This is a genomic window from Oryzibacillus soli (genome assembly GCF_051594765.1).
Lineage (GTDB): Bacteria > Bacillota > Bacilli > Paenibacillales > NBRC-103111 > Paenibacillus_AR.
In genome coordinates, this window is sequence record NZ_JBPPGJ010000114.1 from 1 (window position 1) to 325 (window position 325).

At 51.1% G+C, this 325-nt stretch carries 1 protein-coding gene; it reads left to right on the top strand.

The features are described 5' to 3' along the window. Positions 1 to 299: hypothetical protein (locus ACSEXW_RS28400; protein WP_438449524.1), on the top strand; the 299-nt coding region annotated here is incomplete at its 5' end. Positions 300 to 325 lie beyond the last annotated feature (26 nt).

The following is a 325-nucleotide window of genomic DNA, read 5'->3' on the forward strand; positions in this document are numbered from 1 at the left end:
CTCTGCAGACCAAGGGCCGTCAGGCCCAACGCGTGAATACGGTGTTATCCGATGCTGCTGTCTTCTTCGAAATACGAATATGCTTCGTCCTTTCTTCTTACTGCCGGGCTCGCTTCGGATTCGAATACGCATCGTTCCTTCTTCTTATTGCCGGGCTCGCTTCGGATCCGAATACGCTTCGTTCCTTCTTCTTACTGCCGGGCTCGCTTCGGATTCGAATACGCATCGTTCCTTATTCTTATTGCTGGGCACGCTTCGGATTCGAATATGCTTCTTCCTTCTTCTTTCCGCCGGGCTAACTTCGGATTCGAATATGCTTCGTTCC